The 21,624-nt window shown below is 56.0% G+C and carries 9 protein-coding genes; all 9 read left to right on the forward strand.

What is annotated here, in order from left to right:
• Positions 1–573: 573 nt before the first annotated feature.
• The 9 genes from HWX07_RS22995 to HWX07_RS37010 all read left to right on the forward strand — a co-directional run bounded on the left by HWX07_RS22995 (position 574) and on the right by HWX07_RS37010 (position 21,537).
• Positions 574–5,736, forward strand: a complete 5,163-nt coding sequence (locus HWX07_RS22995; protein ID WP_175877785.1) for a DEAD/DEAH box helicase — start codon at positions 574–576, stop codon at positions 5,734–5,736.
• Positions 5,733–8,591 (forward strand): helicase-related protein, encoded by a 2,859-nt coding sequence (locus HWX07_RS23000; RefSeq protein ID WP_175877786.1) that lies wholly within the window; start codon positions 5,733–5,735, stop codon positions 8,589–8,591. The genes HWX07_RS22995 and HWX07_RS23000 overlap by 4 nt, the downstream gene beginning before the upstream one ends.
• A complete protein-coding gene (locus HWX07_RS23005; protein ID WP_175877787.1) occupies positions 8,588–12,874 on the forward strand; it encodes a DNA methyltransferase in 4,287 nt (1,428 codons plus the stop codon). The genes HWX07_RS23000 and HWX07_RS23005 overlap by 4 nt, the downstream gene beginning before the upstream one ends.
• On the forward strand, positions 12,858–14,834 hold the full coding sequence (locus HWX07_RS23010; RefSeq protein ID WP_175877788.1) for a chromosome segregation protein SMC: 1,977 nt from the start codon (positions 12,858–12,860) through the stop codon (positions 14,832–14,834). Before HWX07_RS23005 ends, HWX07_RS23010 begins: the two co-directional genes overlap by 17 nt.
• Positions 14,835–15,286: 452 nt before the next feature.
• The gene (locus HWX07_RS23015; protein WP_244130021.1) at positions 15,287–15,805 is read left to right on the forward strand and encodes a helix-turn-helix transcriptional regulator; all 519 of its coding nucleotides are present in this window, start codon (positions 15,287–15,289) and stop codon (positions 15,803–15,805) included.
• Positions 15,806–16,192: 387 nt separating this feature from the next.
• Positions 16,193–16,756: a TnsA endonuclease N-terminal domain-containing protein gene (locus HWX07_RS23020; RefSeq protein ID WP_175877789.1), complete on the forward strand. Its 564-nt coding sequence runs from the start codon at positions 16,193–16,195 to the stop codon at positions 16,754–16,756.
• Entirely contained in the window at positions 16,719–18,698 is a 1,980-nt protein-coding gene (locus tag HWX07_RS23025; RefSeq protein WP_175877790.1) for a Mu transposase C-terminal domain-containing protein, read from the forward strand. Before HWX07_RS23020 ends, HWX07_RS23025 begins: the two co-directional genes overlap by 38 nt.
• Before the next feature lie 11 nt (positions 18,699–18,709).
• Positions 18,710–19,705: a TniB family NTP-binding protein gene (locus tag HWX07_RS23030; protein WP_175877791.1), complete on the forward strand. Its 996-nt coding sequence runs from the start codon at positions 18,710–18,712 to the stop codon at positions 19,703–19,705.
• Between the two features lie 758 nt (positions 19,706–20,463).
• Positions 20,464–21,537: a hypothetical protein gene (locus HWX07_RS37010; protein WP_244130022.1), complete on the forward strand. Its 1,074-nt coding sequence runs from the start codon at positions 20,464–20,466 to the stop codon at positions 21,535–21,537.
• Positions 21,538–21,624 lie beyond the last annotated feature (87 nt).

Here is a 21,624-nt window from a genome sequence, read left to right on the forward strand (position 1 = left end):
AGGGTATTTTTACATCAGGTGCAAAGATATCCTTCGCTAACAAAGCCGACCACAAGTCGGCTTTGTTGCTTTGAGATTCGGGCTTTTTCGTAGGGAGGCTAAGGCCGCAGACTTTCCACTGACGAGTGTCAGTGGTGACGGGGAGATCTATGATTGTCGTCCGGTACGGCGCTCAAGACTTGCAGAGCCAAACGCCCCTCAATAAACCCATCCCGTCAGACGATATTGACGCATCTGCCCGCCCACGAAATGTCAAAGCCCCCAATGAGCCGATAGCTGACTGGTAATCACGCGAGGTCTGGGGTAGGTCTAATATATTGAATCCTATGCCTCTGAGCGCTACGCAGCGTCATCGTATACTTGACGCCGCTACGTTGATAGATCGCACGCTGTATTGCAAACGCACGGACCGCTGTTGCTTGACGCAATTCGAGCGGAGAGTTCCGGTCATCACCCTCCGGCATCGTCGGGGCGGCTGGTACGGAAGATGCCAATAATGTGGCCTGGCACGAGTGTTTGACGGTCGGAAGGACCATAACAAAACTGGCCCGCAACAATAAGGAAGCAGATGCAGTGGACGTGCTAGGAACCCACTCCAGAGTTGTTGACGACTACGCTAAGTACATTCAGAGCTTCCTCAACATTCTTGATCCTCAGATCCGCTCGGCGGTGGAGGCACGTTTGTCCGAAGGGCGGCTCTGGCCTGAGCCGTTGCTGCAGTTCAACCCAGCGTTCGAATCCGCCGGCACGGTCGCCGAAGTCGCCGCTAAGGGCATCGTTCACCCGGACCTTGTCTCCGTTCTCAAAGGCTACTCGCTCTACAAGCATCAGGTCGATGCCATCCAACTCGGCACGGCCAGTAGGGATTTCATCGTCACGTCAGGCACGGGCTCTGGTAAGTCGCTAACCTACATCGCGACGATATTTAATGACTTGCTGGCCAAGCCGGTTGCAAGCGGCATCTGTGCGGTTATCGTCTATCCGATGAACGCGCTGATCAACTCGCAGTTCGAAGAGTTTCGCCGCTACAAAGAGAACTACGAGAAGGCGACGGGCCGGACCTTTCCTATCACCTTTGGTCAGTACACTGGCCAGGAGAAGCAAGACAAACGCGATGGCATGCGCGAAAGCCCGCCGAACGTCCTGCTTACCAACTATATGATGCTGGAGTTGCTCCTTACGCGTACTGCCGAGCAGACCATACGGGACAGCATCTACGAGCACTTGCAATACCTCGTCTTCGACGAATTACACACTTACCGCGGCCGCCAGGGCGCGGACGTGGCGATGCTCATCAGGCGTATTCAGGCTCAATGCAAGCGCAAGCTTGTCTGCGTTGGCACTTCCGCCACGATGGCGTCCGGTGGTGATCTTGGTCAGCAAAAGCAACAGATTGCCGACGTCGCGTCGGTGTTGTTCGGCAGACCCTTCTTGGCTTCACAGGTGGTGAACGAGTCGCTCGCGCCATCTCTTGGAGACAAGCTTGAGCGACCCGATGTCGCCGCACTCAAGAAGGCCGTTCACGCTGGTATCGACATTAAGGCCGGTCTTGATGTTTTGCGCACCAATCCACTTGGCAAGTGGCTGGAAAGCTGCATTGCGCTGGCTGAGGCGCCGACCGGCCTTGTCCGTGGCAAGCCGCGAACCCTGACCGAGGTCGTACAGCAGCTTGCTGCAGATGCAGGGGTCGACGCCCCTATTGCTAGGCAAGCTCTCGGCGATTTACTGCGTTGGATCAGCAACGTAAACCAAACGCTGCAAGGAGCAGGTCAGCGCTACACGGTGCTTCCCTTTAAGCTGCACCAATTCATATCGCAGACCGGCTCTGTATACACGACGTTGGATCAGGACGAGAACCGCTCGGTTACGCTAGAACCTGGCTTCTTCAAGAGTGACGAAGAAAATAAGAAGCCCATTTTCCCTAATGTTTTCAGTCGTTCCAGCGGTCATGCCTTCATCTGCGCCACGCGGATCGGCGACCGCCTGGTGCCGCGTGAATTCCGCGAGTCGAGTGATGAGGATGACGGCGGCCAGGACGGCTATCTGATTGTAGGTGACGACGTTTGGGATGAGCGCGATGATTTGGCTTTTCTGCCGGACACATGGCTCAACCGTGGCCGGAACGGCCCGGATACCCGAAAACGCGCATTCTTCCCTGTCCGTCTGTATTTCGACGAAACCGGTCGCTGTTCAGAGACCGAAACGCTCAAGTGGTGGGGGTGGTTTATGAGGGCCCCCTTGTTGTTCGACCCGACGGCGGGCGTCTTCTTCGACACTAAGACCAATGAGGGAACCAAGCTCACCAAGCTAGGCAGCGAAGGTCGCAGCACGTCCACGACGATCACAACTTTTTCGATCCTCAATCGCCTCAGCGACGCAGGTTACGATTTGCGCAGCCAGAAGCTCATCAGCTTCACCGACAATCGCCAGGACGCCGCTCTACAGGCTGGCCACTTCAATGACTTCGTTCAGGTAGTGCGCCTGCGCGCGGGCATTCATCGCGCGGTCGTAAGCGCTGGCGATGCAGGTCTCACGTTCGAGCGCCTTGGGCCTGCCATTTTCTCGGCATTGAAGCTTCCGTTTATCGAGTACGCGAACCGTGCGGACGAACCTGAGCTGCCCAATATCAAACGCAGCTATGACGAGCAGTTCCAGACCTTCCTGCTTTATCGTGCGCTTGGCGACCTACGACGGAGCTGGCGCATCGTTCTGCCCAATTTAGAGCAGTGCGCTCTACTCGACGTGGGTTATGTAGATCTGACCGAGGTTGCGGCCCAGGACAAGTATTGGAAAAACGTACCAATCTTGGACGAGCTAGAACTCGACGGGCGGGTGCTCTTCCTCACTGCGATCCTCGATTTCTTCCGTCTCGAGTACGCACTCCACAGCGAGAACTACCTAACCCACGCCAAGCTGCGCGAACATGAAAAGCTATTTCGCGAGAAACTGCGTAGCCCGTGGACCCTAGACCCCACCGAAACGCTGCGCGAACCCTTTTATATGCGCCTGGAGGCGCTGCATCGCAGCGCCAAAGTGGCATCCAAGAGCATGGGGCCGGCCAGCGGCTTGGGGAAGTTCATTAAGCTCTTCGTCAAGCAGCGTGACCTAGACGTCGAACTGCGCGGCGACCACTACGGCGTCTTCATAAGGACTCTGCTGGAGAAGCTCGAAGATGCCGACTATCTTGTTTCACAGCCTGCCAAGGGCGAGAACAACGAGAGCATCGCTCTCTACCGGTTGCGTATCGAGAAAATTCTATGGCGCCCAGGTGACCTGGAGACCGTCAAGGCTGATCTCATTAAGCGCCGCAGCTACAAGCAGCAAGCACCCAAGCCAAATCGCTTCTTTCAGGATCTGTATCAGCGCAACTTTGCCGCCGCGAAGCGGCTGCGGGCAGAGGATCACACGGGCCAGCTTGGCGTGGCCGAACGGCGCGACCGCGAAGAGCGTTTCCGCGCCGAATGGTTCCTCGATCCCGAAAAAAATATTCCCGATCTGCCTCGTATTCGCAGCCAATCGATCAGCGCATTGTTCTGCTCGCCGACCATGGAGCTGGGCATTGACATCGGTGGGTTGAGCGTTGTGCATCTGCGTAATGCACCACCGAATCCGGCGAACTACGCACAGCGTGCAGGTCGCGCGGGCCGGGGTGGGCAGGGAGCGCTAGTCTTCACCTATTGTTCAACTTATTCTCCACACGACCGCCACTACTTTAGTCGCCAGGTCGATCTTGTCGCTGGTGTCGTGCAGGCGCCGCGCTTGGACTTGGCGAATCGCGAGCTCCTGCAAACACACCTCAACGCCTTGGCGATATCCGAAGTCGGCCTGCCCGGACTTGAAAACAGCGAGAGCGGTCGGCCGTCCGTGACCCGTTTCATCGACGAAGAGAAGCACGAACTTCCGTTGCTTCCTGCGGTTCGCGCCGGTCTACAATTGGGCACGGAGACCAAAGACCGTATTCGCGCCAGCTTCCAACGCGTCATTCAGGACATCGAGTCCACTCTGAAGGAAAAGGCTGCGCACTGGTTCACCGACGTGTGGTCCGAGCAGACCCTGCAAGCGTTGCCCGATAACTTGGATCGTGCCATCGAGCGCTGGCGCATTCTTTATCACTCCGCGCGTAGTACGCTCGATAAAGCCACGCAGAAGATCCAGAGTGGTACTTTGAACCTGGGTAGCGAAGAGTACCGCAAGTACAAACGCGCCCAGGATCAGGCCACCCGCCAACTCGACCTGCTCCGCAATCAGGGGGGCGGATTCTCTGAGCTCTCAGAATTCTATCCCTACCGCTACCTGGCTGCCGAAGGCTTCTTGCCTGGCTACAACTTCACCCGTTTGCCCTTACGCGTGTTTCTGCCCACGGCCGACACGCACGGGGAGTTCATTTCGCGTCCGCGCTCGACCGCGTTGCGCGAATTCGGCCCACTGAACATCATCTACTACAGCGGCCGCAAGTATCAGGTTCGTCAGTTAGTTGTGCAAGAGCCGGATGCCGCACTGACCGAGGCTAAGGTCAGCACTAAGGCTGGCTACTTTCTTATCGGTGACCAGTTGCAGCTAGAAACCTGCCCAATCTCAGGTGTTAGTCTTGCAGACAATGCCAACAAGCTGCACTTGCATAACCTTCTCGAAATGGCTGAGTCGCGCGCCGAAGAGGTGGACCGTATTTCTTGTGAAGAGGAGGAGCGTGCCTCTCGCGGCTTTGAAATTAAAACTTACTTTAGCATCGACGGTGGTGACGTAGACCGGGTACAACGCGCCCGCCTCAAGGTGGCTACGGATGCGATGGTCAACCTGATGTTCGTACCTGCAGCGCGCCTGATTCACGTTAGTGGAAAGTGGCGCTCGCAGAACACCGATGGCTTTCCCATGGGGATGGTTAGCGGTGAGTGGCGTGCCTCCATGCCTGAGACGAACGACCAGCAGCGCGAAGATTATCGCCGCGTGAACCTCTGGACCTCGAACTTGGCTGACGCGCTCTACATCGTTCCTGTTCAGCCTCTTGGCCTCACGCCTGAGGGTGTCATCACGCTTCAGTATGCGCTCAAGCGCGCCATCGAGCAGGTCTTCCAAGTTGAGTCGAGCGAAGTTGGAGTCATTAGTGTTGGCGACCCAAAGGCACCCAATATCCTACTCTACGAGTCGGCCGAAGGGAGTCTAGGCATCCTCTCGCGCTTCGTCGAAGATATTGACGCTTTCCGCGTTGTGGTTGAGCAGGCGCGTAACCTATGCCGCTTCGACGCCTCCGACTACAAAGGTCCAGCCTCGTATGACGACTTGCTCAGCTACTACAACCAACGCGATCACCAAATCATCGATCGTCACCTGATCCAAGATGCCCTTGCCAAGCTAGCCCTCTGTGAGCTGGAGATTCAGACCAACAAGAGCTATATCAGTTACGAAGACCAATACGCTGATTTGCTGAGGAACATGGATCCCAGCTCTTCCACTGAACGTACATTTATCGAATACCTTCACGCTAACGGCTTGCGCTTGCCCGACGCTGCACAGAAACCAGTCGACGGTCTCTACGTACAGCCGGATTTCTATTACGAGCCGCGCATCTGGATCTTCTGCGACGGTACGCCACACGACGATCCTGCTGTACAGGCCGATGACGCCATCAAGCGCCAGGCCATCCTCGCTCGCGGAGACGAGGTCTGGGTCTATTACTACAAGGACAATTTGGCCGCTAAGGTGGCCGCGCGTCCGGACATCTTCAAGAAAGTGAAATGAATGTTGCCCTGCAACCCGGTAAGCTAGTCGCGCTACGTGGGCGCGACTGGGTCGTACTACCCTCGGAAGACCCGGAACTACTGGTCCTGAAACCCTTGGGAGGCTCCGACGACGAAATTGCAGGTCTATATCTGCCGCTGGGTGGAGAGCAGCCCCAGGATGCTCGATTCAAGGAGCCTGAGGCCGCTGACCTCGGTGACTTCGCCACGGCACGCTTGCTCTACGATGCCGCACGCCTAGCCTTCCGAAATGGTGCTGGGCCGTTCCGCTGTCTGGCCAAACTCTCGTTCCGTCCTCGCTCGTACCAGATGGTCCCACTCGTAATGGCATTGCGCCAAGAGCGTATTCGCCTGCTCGTGGCGGACGATGTCGGGGTGGGCAAGACCGTCGAGTCGCTGCTGATCATCCGTGAACTTCTCGAGCGGCGCCGCATCAAGCGCTTTGCCGTCGTCTGCTTGCCTCATCTGTGCGAGCAATGGCAGGCCGAGATCCGAGCCAAGCTCGATCTGGAAGCCGTAATCATCCGCTCCAGTACGCAAGCCCGGCTGGACCGTCAGATTCACGGCGATACCAGTGTGTACGACCACTATCCGTATCAAGTTATCAGCGTCGACTTCATAAAGTCCGATGTTCGGCGCGATGTCTTCATTGAGCAATGCCCGGAGCTGGTCGTCGTTGATGAGGCCCATACCTGCGCACGTCCGGCTGGCACCTCAGCGAGTCAGCAGCAGCGCTACCATCTGGTAAGTCGCATCGCTGCGAAACCTGACCAACACGTGATTTTGCTCACGGCCACGCCGCACAGTGGCAAATCCGAAGAGTTTCAATCACTGCTTGGTCTGCTTCATCCCGAGTTCGAGCTCATCGACCTGCCATCTGCCTCTCGCGCCGAGCGCACGGAGTTGGCGCGCCATTTCGTCCAGCGCAAACGCGGGGATGTCGAAAAATGGCTGGGCGAAGACACGCCTTTTCCCAGCCGTGATGCCTTCGAACTGAACTACAAGCTGTCGGCGCGCTACCTACAACTCTTCGGTGAGCTGATCGAGTTCTCGCGCAAGCTGATCTCGCCCGACAAAGACAGTCACCGCCAACGCGTTCACTACTGGACGGCACTGGGTCTGCTACGTGGCGTAATGTCAAGCCCCGCAGCTGGCATTGAGATGCTGAACACTCGCATGTCCGCACTCGCCAAGGTTTGGCAAATGGAAGACGGCGATGCTCACCTTGACGACGCTCCCAACCCGGTCGGCGACACCGAGTACGGCTACGAAGGTGACAACGCCCCCATCCAGATCATCGAACGCGCGGACTGGTCCGAGTACCAGCGCCGGCAATTGCGCGGTTTTGCCGAACGTTTGCAATCACTCGTCGGGCCGGACCATGACCGCAAGCTCGCTGCCACCGCCAAGGAAATCTCCGATTGGCTCGAGTTGCCCACGCCCTTCTGTCCGGTCATCTTCTGCCGTTACATCGAGACTGCCAAGTACGTCGGCGAGCATCTGGAACCACTGCTGCGCAAGCAGTTCCCGAAACTTGATCTGCAAGTCATCACCAGCGAACTGCCCGACGAGGTGCGCAAGCAGCGTATCGAAGCCATGGGGAGCTCCAGTCTACGCGTGCTCATCGCCACAGACTGCCTGAGCGAAGGCATCAATCTGCAGGATCAGTTCACTGCCGTCCTCCACTATGACCTGCCTTGGAATCCCAATCGCTTAGAGCAGCGTGAAGGCCGCGTGGACCGCTTCGGTCAAGTAGCGCCCGTGGTAAAAGCCTGCCTGCTCTACGGCGCTGATAATCCAATTGACGGTGTCGTGCTCGACGTGCTCCTACGCAAGGTACGTGAGATCAAACGCTCCACCGGCATCAATGTGCCGTTCCCCGAGGATTCGCAGAGCATTATCGACACCATCACCCAGGCACTACTTCTTAATCCTAATCGCCACATTGGCACCGAGCAGGGCGTGCAAGGTCTGCTCTTCGACTTCAGTGAGTTCCAGGAAGCCGCCACGGCCAAGATAGAAGTCACGCATAAACTGGACGAAGCTGCCGCGCGGGAGAAAGCCTCACGCAGTATCTTTGCCCAGCATGCCATCAAGGCGCACGAGATTGAGGCCGATTTGCGCGAAGTGGACGAAGCCATTGGTGATCCCAAGGCGGTGGAGAGCTTCGTTACCGGTGTACTGACCAACTTGATGGGCGTGCAGGTCACGCCCGTAGGCGCGGGCTACCGCGTTATTACTGCCAACCTGACGGCGACACTGCGTGAGACGTTACCTGACGGCGAAACACTGCTCGTCAGCTTCCGCTCGCCCACGCCCGAAGGCCACCTTTACCTGGGGCGGAACCACCCCTTTGTCGAACTGCTATGTCAGACGGTAATGGCTAACACCATCAATCGTCAGGACAAGCGTGCTGCCCGTGCCGCCGTGATTCGCACCCGTGCGGTAAGCGTGAAGACCTCACTGCTGCTCTTCCGTTGCCGCAATGTCATCGAGCAGTCGCGTAGCCATCATCAGATCGTCGCAGAAGAAATGTTGCTCTGGGGTTGGCGAGGAACGCCGCAACAGAGCGAGTTTCTGGATCACGCGGCGTCCAAGGCCTTAATTGCAGAGGCCCAAGCCACTTCCGAGCTGTCATCTCAGGCGCGCGCTAACTTCCTAGACAACGAACTGGGTCTGTTGGATGCACTGGGAGACGCCTTCACCGAGATCGCCGAAGCTCAATCCAAGCGCCTCGTTGAGGCCCATGAACGCTTCAGTGCACTCATGGACAAACAGCGCTTCCAAGTCGTCTATCCCGTGTTGCCGATGGACCTTTTAGGCATCTACGTGCTGCTGCCCGAGGTAGCACGATGAACTACTCCAGTATTCGCATCGAGGGCTCGATCCTCTCGCCTGATGTCCTGAGCCGCCTCGATGATTTAGCTGGCCAGCGGCCGGCTGACTTCGGCCTAGACGGCACCACCAAAGTTAAGGATGAAATCGCCCGCGCTTGGGCCGATGCGCAGGACTACTGGCGCATCTTCCAGCGCAGGCTTGAATCGCTGCGCCCCGAAAGCTCCGCTACCACCGAAACTCGCCAACAATGGGTACTGCCATTGCTGGGGCTACTTGGCTATCAGCTTGAGTACCAACCCAAGAGCGCTGAAGCAAACGGCAAGCTCTACCCGCTCTCGCACCGAGTGACTAATCGTGGTGGTACCGTGGTGCACGTAGTCGGTGCGCGTGATCCTGCCGGACTGGACCGCAAGCCCGATCCGCGTCCTGGCGTGCTGCGCATGTCTGCCCACGCGGTTGTACAGGAATACTTGAACCTGACCGATGAGCTGTACGCGCTAGTCACAAATGGCCGCGTGCTGCGCTTGCTGCGCGATAGCTCGCGCCTGGTCAAGCTCACCTACCTGGAATTCGATCTCGACCGGATCTTCGGAGATGGCCTGTTTGCCGACTTCGCGGTGCTTTTCCGCCTATTGCATGCGAGCCGCTTGCCCGTTAATTGTGACGAGGCTGAGCACAGCTGGATTGAGCGATACCACCAGGACTCGCTGGACGCTGGCTCGCGCATACGTGAAGGTCTCTCAAAAGCAGTGGAGCAGGCTATCCTCGACTTGGCCAATGGATTTCTGCAGCACAAGTCAAACGAGGCGTTGCGAGAACAAATAGTTGGTGGTCAGTTGAGCGCTGCGGATTTCTACAAGCAGTTGCTGCGCCTGATCTACCGCTTGCTGTTTCTGATGGTCATCGAGGAACGTGGTCTAATTTTTCCGCAAGGTACGCAAACGCGCCAACGTGATATCTACCAGCAGTTCTACAGCGTAACGCGGCTGCGTCGTCTGAGCGAGAAGCGCCACTTGGCCGACCGCCGCCATGCCGACCTATGGCCGGCGTTGCAAGCCAGCTTTCGCCTTTTCGAGGCTGGCGGCCCAGGAACCCAGCTAGGCGTACCGCCACTGGCTGGCGATCTGTTCAGCCCTCAGGCAATTGCAACGTTGGCCGGTTCCACGCTAGGCAACGACGCGCTGCTCGCGGCGCTACGCGCCTTGAGCCTGTACTCCCACCCAGATACTGGCCAACTCATCCGCGCCAACTACGGCGCGCTCAACGTCGAGGAGTTTGGCTCAGTGTACGAGGGCTTGTTGGAGTATGAACCAGTCATTTTGTCGGACGGTGTGCGAGCCAGTTTCGCCTTCAAGCACGGTGACGAACGCGCTAATACTGGCTCGCACTATACGCCCGATGAACTTGTACAGCCGCTCATTAAGCACTCGCTGGACTACTTGATTGCCGAACGATTGAAGGCTGCAAATCCACAGGCCGCGCTGCTCTCGCTGCGCGTGGCCGACGTGGCCTGCGGGTCCGGCCATATTCTGCTCGCTGCGGCACGACGCATCGGACAGGAGTTGGCCATCGTTCGCACTGGCGAAGATCAGCCATCGCCACTGGCACTACGCATGGCGATCCGAGATGTGATCCGCCACTGTATTTACGGTGTGGATCTGAACCCGCTGGCGGTAGAACTGTGCAAGGTGGCACTGTGGCTGGAAGCGCACGTGCCGGGCGAACCGCTAACCTTTCTGGACCACCACATCAAGTGCGGCAATGCCATCGTGGGCTACGTGCGGCACGGAGATATTGAGGCACGGGGCATTCCCAACGAGGCCTTTGCCGCAATGCCGAGGGACGACCGCGAGATAGCTACTCAGCTACGGCAACGCAACCGCGCGGAGCATGCGGGGCAGCGTTTACTGAGGTTTAACCCTGAAGTAGAACGGCAGCTCGACGAGGCACTGAAAGGCTGGCGCGGGCTCGAAGTATTGCCCGAACACACACCGGAAGAGGTCGAGGCTAAGCGGCGACGTTTCGATGCACTATCTCAGTCGGCCGAAGCGCTATGGCTGGAACAACTTGCGGCACTGCCGATCGCCCAATTCTATATTCCGAAACTGAAGAATCGGCCGGACCTGCATATCACGCAGGAAGAGTTCCGCGGTTACTGGAAAGGTGAGTGCAAGCCTCAGGGACCGGCGGTGGCCGAAGCGTGGTCAATAGCAGAAAGGAAGCGCTTTTTTCATTGGTTCTTGGCGTTCCCGGAAGTTATGGCCGGGGGCGGATTCGATTGCATCTTGGGAAACCCCCCATACCTCGGTGGACAAGATCTGAGCGGTAGCTACGGCCACCCGTTCTGTCACTATGTGAAGTGGGAGTATGCGCCAGCGGGTCTTAGCGATCTCGTTGTTTATTTCATTCGCCGGATCTTCAGTCTATTAAAACCGCAGGGCTTTATTTCATTTTTGACCACGAATTCTATCAAGGACGGCGACATACGGCGTGACGGTCTAGAGCAGATCATGGCAGCCGGCGGAACGATTAATCATGCTGTGCGCGCGATAAAGTGGCCTGGCAGTGCGAAGCTGGTGGTTGCGGCCGTTACGATTCGGAAGGGAACGTGGAATCAGCCACGTGTACTGGACGGGCGAGCAGTGGAAACAATCAGTGCCTTTTTAGATGATGCCATCGATGCTGGTGAACCGCGTAAGATTCAAATGAATGCAGCAAAGATGTTCCAGGGATCGATCTTCCTCGGCGATGGGTTCCTGATGGATCACAGCGAAGCTGAAAGGCTACGCAAGGACGACCCAAAGAATGCTAATGTTCTTTTCTCTATCATCAATGGACAGGAACTCAATAGCGATCCTGAACAGAAGCCAGGAAGAGCCATCATCAATTTCTTCGACTGGCCTATTGAAGAGGCACGGCTATACAGAGAGCCGTTCAACATTGTCGAGAGATTGGTAAAGCCGTTTAGGGCAACGCAGAAGCGAGACCGTTATCGGGACGTCTGGTGGTTATACGCGGAGCACCGCCCCGGTTTGATGAATGCCATTAAGAAAATTGACCGATGCTTCATCGCCGCTCGCACAACGAAGCATCTCAACTTCTTTGCGTCTCCGACCAGTCGAGTGTTCTCAGACGCGCTGTACGTCTTCGCTTCCGACAGATGGGACCACTACGCTGTCGTCCAATCCACGCTGCATGAAGTTTGGGCGCGGAAATACAGCGGCGCGTTGGAAACACGGCTTCGGTACTCACCGTCCGACTGCTTCGAGACTTTCGCGTTTCCTAGCGACCTATGGGAAACCGTGGACGCAAGCTTGGCCAATCTTGGCGAGCAGTATCACGAGCATCGCCGGCGCCTGATGCGCGAACTCTCGCTGGGTGTCACGGACATCTACAATCTGTTCCATGCCCGCGACCTGAACCCCGAACTAGTCGCCAAGGTCAGTAAGAGTCCTCTCGAGGTTGCCCACGAGGGCTTCGAAGGCCTGCTGAAGCTGCGTCGCCTGCACGTCGCTTTGGATAACGCCGTTCGTGATGCTTACGGCTGGGCCGAGCTGAATTTGGGTCACGATTTCGTTGAGGTAGAAACCCTGCCTGAAAACGATCGTGTGCGCTATACGCTTAGTTCCGAAGCGCGCAAGGAAGTGCTCAGGCGGCTGCTTGCACTGAACCACGAGCGTGCCAACCAAGAAGAGAGGCAAGCGGCAGAGAATGGCAAAACTAAGCGTCCCGTAAGGCGCGTCACTAAGGTCGTGCCGCCGACCGCGCTCGTCGGCGTGCCCTCCTTTGACACGATTCTGGCTGAAGCCGCGACGCTGCCGATTAGCGTTTGGGCCTCTGCAGGTACGGATCCAGCAACGAACGACACATTGGCGCTTGCTGCGGTGCTGAAGGCCTTTGCCATGCCGGCGGCGATGCAGCAAGTGCGACTGGCAGCCCTCATGTGTGCCGAGCCTAGATTGTTTGCGCGAGTTGCTCCGCAACCGGTGGCCGCCCAGTGGTGCCAGCTCATCGGCGACCAAGCCACGGTACTACCCGTCGGCATCGACGGGCTGGTGCCCGTCGCACGCACAAGCTTCGGGATGGCTGTAAAGAAGATGCGCGCCCGCGGCGAACTAGTGGAGGAGCCGCTTCTGGACACTTGGGCACCAGGCGATGGCCTGCAGTCTTATGACACTTCGGGTTGGGCTGACGGGCGGGCACGCTGGATCGTTGGCTGGCTAAAGGAGAAAGATATGGGCGAGCTGCTGCAAGGCCTCCCTCTAGACTTGGTGGAGTTCATCAATGAGCAGGCAGCCTGACTTATTTGCCGGTGAACCTCTGAAGGTTACGCCTCGCGTGGGCGAGCGCGAGCCGCGCCTATGGGTGCGCAGGCTCACTCTCTGGAGAGATTCCAAAACCAGAATCCGCGATATCACTTTACGGCCGGGGTTGAATGTCGTTTGGTCACCCGATCCAGCGGAAGAAGGTGACGACACCGACGGTAACCGCCTGGGCCACGGCAGCGGCAAGACGCTGTTCTGCCGCTTGTTACGTTACTGCCTGGGCGAACAAAGACACTCGACGGACGAGCAACAGCAACATATTGCCGCCGCTTTCCCGACAGGCTGGGTCACCGCCGAAGTGATGCTGTGTGGAGAACTGTGGGGCGTGGTGCGCCCATTGGGACTGAGCCGAGATCACTATGCCGTGCAAGGGCAATTGCCTCAAACACTGCTAGAGTCGCCGCCGGAACAGCCGACTGGAATGACTCCAATCATCGAGGCGATCCAGCGCCAGGTGTTGACCGAACCTATCGCCGCGTTGATTCAGGGCGAACGAGGGCACGATCCATGGCTGATCGCACTGGCTTGGCTGACGCGTGATCAGGAATGCCGCTTCGACAAAGTTTTGGATTGGCGTGCTGCAGATTCCGAGTCTGGTTCACCAGTGCGGTCGATGTCTCAGACGCGGGTACTCGAAGCTCTCCGAGCTTTGTTGGGGGCTATAGGTGCCGAAGAGCTCCAAGCACGAACAGAGATTTCGAAGATTGAAGAGGGTGCCAAGGCAACAAGCACTGAGGTCGATCGATTGCTATGGCAAGTGAGGCGTTCGCGCAGAGAAGCAGCGGAAGCCGTTGGGCTGATTGTTGAGGATCTGCCTGACGGAAAGCTATGTGTTGACATGCTTCGGCGCACCGCAACCGAAAGACTGGCGAAGCTAGCCAAAGTTGATAGTACGGATATGCTGGGTGATGTTGCGGAACTGCGTGCAAAGTATGAAGCCCAGCAAAGTGTTGTTTCAGAACTGGAGAAAAGTGAAACAGCCGCGAAAAATACAATCGCGGTGCTAAACGGGCTACTACCAACGCTAAAAGGTGAATTGAGCGCCGGAACAACGCTGGCTCATGATGCAGCCTCACCCGTCTGCCTTGTCTGCGAGGTGCCTATCGACCGTGCTCTCGCGGAAGGGTGTGGGTTGTCCCACAAGATGCCTGATCTAGATGGCTTGCGTCGACGCGCTAAGCAGTTGAAAGACAAAATCCGCCAGTGCGAACTGGACCTAAAAGCGAACGAGGATGCCTTACGCGGGGCAACTCAAGCATTGCCTGCCGCCCGCACCCAGCAACGCGAACTGAAAAAAGCACTTGATGCTGCCGAGAAGGCGCAAAACGCACGGTCAGGCGCTTGGCGCGGCGCGCAGATGGGAAGAGAGGGGGCAAAGCGGCTCGCGGATCTTTATGAAGAACTTGAGGCGGCGAGAGCCAAATCGGACAAGCAAGCTGAACTCATAGAGGCCAAGCGTGATCAATTGGGAACCTATCGCGAGGCGGCACAACGCGAGACCTTCGACCAATTATCTGCGCAGTTCGACGCCGTGATTCGTGCGCTGATCGCGCCTGAGTCTAACGGCCGCGTGCTGCTTGGCGCAGACCGATTGAAGTTGAATGTCGAGCTCGGGGGTGCACGCTCAACGGCAGCAATCGAATCTCTCAAGGTCATCGCCTTTGATCTGGCCGCCTTGTGTATGAGTATCGAGGGGAAGACATACGTCCCAGCACTCCTTGTCCACGATAGCCCGCGTGAGGCTGATTTGGGGTTGAGTGTATACCGGCGTCTGTTTGAATTGGTTGTCGAACTTGAGCAGATTAGCCTCACTCAGTTTCAGTACATCGTGACAACAACGACAAGTCCTCCTCGGCACCTCTCCGCTAAGCCATGGCTCGTTGAGACGCTATTTGGGTCGCCAGCGAATAGACGGTTGCTTGGTGTGGACTTGTAAGTGGTTGGAGGATTTTCTGGGAAAGCGTCAAAAATCCATACCGGCACAGGTGATCGAATAATTTCGTGAGCACAAGGTTCGTGCATTCGCGCATCGGTGCTATTGAGATCTGCGGACGGACATACCGTACTGTATGCGTATGGAGAGGTGTCTCCACCACTCTCCCTAGGCTCGGCGAAATAATCCAGATCTCTTCTGAGACCCACCATCGGATTGTTTATAAAAACACTAACACGCAAAATATTCAATAGAAAAATTCAATATGACGCGAACCTTCTCCAGCCTCTTAGCATCACTCGTCTTTTTTGCGAGTGGGATCTAAAAGCTCCAATTCTGAAAACCAGCCCTTCTCTACCAAAATTAATAATTTTTCGACGAAAATCCTAGACTTTGCTTTAGATTGAGGTAAAAAACAAACATTTAATTTGTCTCTATCGAGGCGAATTCTGAATGTGAATCACCCCATCATCCTCCGCTCGAAGCGTTATCCATCGATTGCAGGCGAAGAAAGCGATCGATATCCTAAGGTACTTCCGCATCCACAAAATGTAGTCGACCAAATGACCGCCCTCGGAAACTTCGTTCGAGATCGTCGCATCGAGCTTGGCCTAACTCAGGCCACGCTGGCGACACGTATGGGCGTAGACGACACATATATCAGCGCAGTAGAGACTGGACGGCGAACGCCCGATAGTTCGCCATTCCTGGAGATGCTCAGTCGAGCTCTGGAGCTTGACAGTGATCGCGTCCGTCAGTTGTTCAACGTGGCGCGCAGATCGCAGCGATTTTTTCGCCTGCCGGAAGAGCTGTCGCCCCGCAAGCACGCCGTGTTCATGGCAATCGCGGAAGACCTGCCGCGATTGAGCCCGGAAGACGTCGAGGTAATCGCAAGCGTTCACGCGGCACTAGTGCGGAACCGTAAATCTGACGCTCCACAGAATGCCGATGTGATTGAAGGAGGGACCATGTAAAGAAAAAGCGCCACAGACCGGAAGGGCCTGCAGCGCTCTTTGGTCGGGACCTATAGAGATCCGTCGTTCGCACCGCAGAGTCTCTTCTGTTCCGGCCACAGAGTCAAGCCCCTCCTTTCCCCCCAATTCTGCTGCCCACGCGACTCGAACAAATTCTGTCGAGTCGCGGATAGCGTTCGCCAATTGCCGACGCTATTTTCGACAGCTTCTTGTTGTCGAGGGACAGCTCACGTCTGAAAAGGAGCAGAAGTGAAAGCGAGGTACTCGACACCACTTCCATGGGTCGCTGGCCACGAACCTGTCCGCAGAATCGTGACGCGGTCTGGCGGAATTCCACGTGGACTCTTTCCGAGTCGCAAAAATAACCGAATGGTCGGATATGAACACTTGCTGGAGGCAGATGCATGTGTCTTATTCGAAATGTCCCCCCAGATTGCTGCCTATCATGAACAGCCAATACGCATCCCGTTTCCCGACGGAGATCGGACCCGCCTTTACACACCCGACTATCAGCTCGAACTGACGGACGGCAGGCAATTCCTGGTCGAGATCAAGCCGGCGCGTCGCCTGGCCGCCCCGGAGATCCGTGACAAATTCGATCGCATCGAAGAGCACATGCATCGACTCGGGTTGTCATTCATAGTTCTAACGGACGAGCTCATTCGCAAGCAACCACGATTGACCAACCTCTGGCGCCTGCGATATGACGCGCCACTCTCCGCAGTTGACTACGATACGATTCGCCGTAGCCTGAGGACGATATCTCATCACGAGTTCATCACATTAGGACAACTTACCGAACTTCTCGATTCAAGTACCGTTGTTGATCTTCTTATGCGTGGGCATGCGACATGCCCCCTCGATCGTCCACTCAGCCATGACACGCCCGTCAACATATCTTTGGAGAGTAAGCATGAATGGTTTCTCATTGACGAAAGGACAGATTTTTAAGATCGATGGCGTGAAATTCCGTATAGAACGCACACTCAATAATGGAATTGTCACACTTGAGAATTGCGAGACGTTGGAGCTGGTCCGTAAGACAAAGCAGGAGATTTTAGAGGCCTACGCGGAAGGACGAGTGGTGGCCGTACCCCGACGTCTGGCCGAGGCAGATGCCCCTTCTGACGACGCCGCTTTGCGCTCCCGATATGGGCGTCCGTTTTGCGAGCTTAAAAAATCAGTACAAATAGCTGCACTCCGGCGGAAAGCATACGTTGATCTCATTTTATCGAATGGTCGCCCATCATACACACCAAAAATTTTACAACCACTCATACTGCAAGTAGCCCAGACAATCAACGATAACAAACCCCCGAGTCCCACAACCATTTATCGTTGGTGCGAGGCGATTGGAACCTCAAACGATCCCCGAAGGCTAATACCCCGACACGACCTCAAAGGCCCGCGCAAACCGCGAACGGGCCAGAAAGTTATCGACCTCTTCATGGAAAGCATTGTTGAGGAAGCAGTCATCGCTCGCAAACTGGTGATGAAAAATGTCGAGGACCGCCTTTCTAAAAAAATCACTCACGCCAATCACTTTCTCCCAGAAAACGAGCATCTTCAGATTCCCGATACTAGGACTCTGTATCGATTGTTCGACAGAGTGCCTGAGTACGACATCACTATACTCAATGAAGGAAAACCTGCCGCTGATCGACGATATCGAATAGTTCGACGAGGTGTACAAGTTTCCCGCGTCCTTGAACGGGTAGAAATCGACCATACACCATTCGATGTGTTTCTCTTGGACGAAAAAACGTGGCTTCCGTGCGGTCGACCAACCTTGACATTGCTGATCGACGTCTTCAGCCGAATGCCGTTAGGCTATTACATTAGCTTTGATGACACATCAACGTTGGCGGTCATGCGAGCCCTCCGACATGCACTTCTCCCAAAGAAGCCAGCTAGAGCCGTCGTGCCAAACCTGACCGTACAGAACCCTTGGCCTTGTTACGGTCGGTTCGAAGTACTGGTATGCGACAACGGCGCAGAGTTTCACAGTGAGTCCCTGGCTGCCGCCTGCTTCGATTTACAAATACAGTTGTTGTTTTGCCCAAAGAGGCAACCTCGGTTCAAGGGCGTGATAGAGCGCTTTCTGAAGACTTGCAATTATTCCTTTGCTCATAGATTGCCGGGTACCAGCCTCGCACATTTCGCAGCTCGCGGTGACTACGATCCACTCACCAGCACGGTTCTAACAATTTCCGAATTCACCCATCTCTTTGAGAAGTGGCTTCTTGATGTCTACGCGCAAACCGTACACAAGGGTATCGGTACTACTCCGAGCAAAAAGTGGGAAGAAGGAATCGCCGGCGTATCTCAGAATCTTCCTGCGTCGTCCGAAGAAATCGCTTTGCACCTTGGAATCTACAAGAAGCGTAGCCTGCGCCATGACGGTGTGTTACTCAATGGTCTTTACTACGCTAGCGACGATCTACTACCGATCATCTCTACATATGGCATAGGCGTACGTGTTCGGGTTGCGTACGACCCCGAAGATCTCGGCTCGATATGGCTCTGGGCGCCCGACGGGCAAGAAAAAATTCGCGTGCCGGCCGTCCAAGCAGACTACGCCGACGGACTTCGCCTGGCGCAGCACCAAATGATCCGGAAGTACTGCCGCGATAGAGAGGAAAACGGCGAGCAAGCCAAGAGCCTAATGGAAGCACGCATCGAAATTGCCGATGCCTTGTCCGGCCTTGCAAACTCGAAGCATCTCCAGCAGCGCCGAAAGGCAGCAAAGGTGCTAGGGGTGAGCAACGAAAAACCGTCAGGCAACGCGACGCCGAGCCTCTCGCCCCCCGAGAAATCCCGCGTGACGACCTCCCCAGTCAACACCCTGGATTCCGCTGCAAAGCTAAATCGAATCCAGCGAAACATCATCTAACGGGTGGAAAAATGAAGGAAATCTCAGCCTTGTCTGCGAAGCAGTTGGATGCCTTGAATCAGTTTCGCCGTGAAACTCTTATGTTTCCGCAATTCGAAACAGCCTATCGTAGCGTATCGGAATCGCTGACCTTGTACCGAAAAACAGGGCTTGTCGAATGTATGGCTATATACGGTGAAACTGGATGTGGCAAAACTACGGTATGCAAAGTTGTCGAGGGTGAAAATCAGCGCTACTCTGAACCACACCGCGACGTCGTACCTGTTCTCTATGCTTCTATCCCAGCACTAGCGACTATCAGCTCGGTCGCCGAGTGTCTCCTGACGAAAATTGGAGACCCGGCCCCATCCAAAGGGACCAACTCGTCGAAGACCGAACGATTGATCGCCCTAATTGACGCATGTTCGGTCGATATGGTCATACTCGACGAATTGCAGCATGTTCACGATCGAGGGCAGTCACCGACGATCTACAAGGTGGGGGATTGGATCAAGAACTTTGCGGACCGAATCGCGAAGCCCGTCGTTCTTGTCGGTATTCGCCGCGCTGAAGTACTTGTCACCACGAACGGGCAGCTTCGACGTCGATTTTCGGCCGCACTGCCCATGAATCCGATGACCTTCGACAACGAGACACGAGTTCAAGAATTCATGACTCTTGTGTCAACTCTATTCGACGCGCTACCAATTCAATGCGCACTACGGCCATCATCATATGAGGCACTCGAGCGACTGTACTACGCGACTGACGGTAGGATCGGCTATCTAGTTGCGCTATTTCAACGCGCGCTAATGCTTGCATTCCGCTCCGATTCGACAATAGTTTCGGAATCCATCCTAGAGCAATCTTTCGTCGCCCAAATTTGGGATGCGGGCTATGGTCAACTCAATCCGTTCAACAAGGACTTCTGTCGTCGTCGCTTAGACAAACGGCTAGAACCCTTTGCAGCGGAGAGCATTGGTGTGAAACCGAAGACGAGCCGCCGGTCGAGAAGGGAGGCGAGATGAGCCTCGCCCCTCTCTTACTCCGCGATCCCCCTCACAAAGACGAAAGCCTCACCGAGTATCTGCGCCGGCTCCTGGGTATCAATGGATACTCGGGAAGCTTCGACTTCGTCAGGAACCTGCTTCAAAAAAATCCCGTCACTATCAATGATCTTACCAAATTAACCCTCGTTTCGGCCAAACAACTGAATTGCCTGCCGGAGCCGTGGCCTTCATGGATTAAACGGGAAGGCAACACCGCTTCGCCTGAAAAGGAGTCCTGGCTCAATAGAACTCGTATGCGCTGGTGCCCAGCATGCCTAGCCGAGAGCCACTACATGCGGTCAGCATGGTCGCTAAGCGTTTTCGTAGCATGCCCAGCACACAACTCGATGCTAAGAGAGTCGTGCGACGCATGCGGCAAGGTGTCGACGTGGAGGAGCGGGTCCTACATACAGTGCATGTGTGGTCGGAGGTTTTCCGAGATGACAATGGAGCGAGCACCGGAAACGCATACGACGTTAATGCAATGGTGCAGCGGTAACGGCTCGAGGCAGCTAGCCAGTTCTGAGCAACGAGCGTCGCGCCGTCTTGTGCAGCCTTTTGCACGCCTTTCACAGACGCAACTCTTGCGCCTGCTCCATGCATTGGCACCGCACATATCTGCTCTCCATACGCATCCTCATGGCCGGACCCCCGGGCTTCAAAATTTGGCCACGGCCGCAGACTATCTAGGTCAATGCGCTCAACTAATGCTGCACTGGCCAGATAGCTTCCGGACGATGATGACCAAGTACGATGAGAGGACCACGACAGAAACGAGCATTCGTCGAAAATACTCCGGTCTTTATCGCTTACTTTACAAGACGCTCGCAGGCAATGAATTCGATTTCATGAAGCGAGAGTTCGAAGCACATCTCGATGGCCACTGGTATGGGGCCATCGACGGACGGCATCGGGCATTTAGCAAGCGAGAGTGGCATACCGTGCTATCCGCATCCGAGATTCGCCGAGAATTGGGGTGCTCGAGCAACATGATCTGGCGGCTGATTTCGACCGGCCGACTCCATGCCCACATTCTTCGTAGTCCGATTGGACGACGCTTTGCTGTCGCGGACGCGAACAGTGTTTCACAGACGAGGGCCGCTCTTCGCGATGTCATCGATCTACACGCAACTAGCGAACTGCTTGGCATAAGCCGCCGCCGAATTCGCATCTTGCTGAACGCTGGCTTGATCGGGGAAGCTCCAAATTATCATAGGAGCAAGTGGTCTATATCCGTGCACGAAGTACGCCGCCTGCTTGATCTTCCAGCATGCAACCGCGCGGGCCATTCGCCCGAGGAGACTCTGCTGCTCAGACATGTACTCCGCCACATGTGTAGAGACAACGCGGTGTTCTTGAGGGTCATCGAGTCGCTGCTTAGCGGGGCAGTACGTTCGTTCGGGAAGGCCGCAGGCGTCCGCGGAATTGGAGCATATCTGGTGCACAAGGACGACGTCCGCTTGGTTATCTGCGACGCGAAGCGTCTTCCACCATCGACGATGAGTGCCCAGGTAGTCGCACAGGTGCTTTCAATAAAGGAGGAAGTTGCGTATCACCTGATCCGATCCGGTCTTTTGCCTCACGACGTGTATCGGGTCAATGGCCGAGCGATAGATCTGGTCACTAAAGATGACGTTGTGAAGTTCCGATCAACTTACATCTCACTGGTCGATATTGCCAAACGTTGGAACATCTCTCCGAAGGCGGCTCTGCGCCGCCTCAGCGAACGGGGAGTCGACGCGATCACGGGGCCCTCCGTGGATCGCTCACGGCAATATTTTTATCGCGTAGCTGACGTCTCTGCTACTTAACAAGTAGCCGCGTGCTACTGGAGGAACCGGCGAGAGCATGAACCTTCACCGGGTGAGCTCGCCCGGCGACGGTTCATGCAGTTAAGA

Origin of the sequence: Burkholderia sp. BCC0097 (assembly GCF_902832985.1) — a bacterium.
GTDB lineage: Bacteria > Pseudomonadota > Gammaproteobacteria > Burkholderiales > Burkholderiaceae > Burkholderia > Burkholderia orbicola.